Source organism: Parendozoicomonas verongulae (genome assembly GCF_009711465.1).
GTDB lineage: Bacteria > Pseudomonadota > Gammaproteobacteria > Pseudomonadales > Endozoicomonadaceae > Sansalvadorimonas > Sansalvadorimonas verongulae.
In genome coordinates, this window is the sequence record NZ_SMME01000124.1 from 1 (window position 1) to 272 (window position 272).

A 272-nucleotide genomic window follows, 5' to 3' on the forward strand; every position below is an offset into this window, starting at 1 on the left:
AGGAGGGTGTGAGATCATCCATTTTCAGGCTGCCCTCCAGTAAGGGTGAATGCCCACTGTATATTGGCAAGTCTAAAGGTGAAGCAGCATTTAATATCTCCCTGATGCAGATGCTCGTATCTCTTTTCTTACCCAAAAAATGGGCATACCAGTTTTTCAAGAGGCGTTGTACCAATGGTTTAAGCTCATTGGCAGCGTCCAGCTTTTTCAACAGGTCATAAAGTGCCGTGACCTCGGTACGGGGACAATGTTCTGGTTCTAGCCAATTTTGT

General features: G+C 45.6%; 1 protein-coding gene. It reads right to left on the reverse strand.

The genetic code is table 11. The features are described from left to right. Positions 1 to 211: hypothetical protein (locus E1189_RS24180; RefSeq protein WP_230459792.1), on the reverse strand; the 211-nt coding region annotated here is incomplete at its 3' end. Positions 212 to 272: the final 61 nt, after the last annotated feature.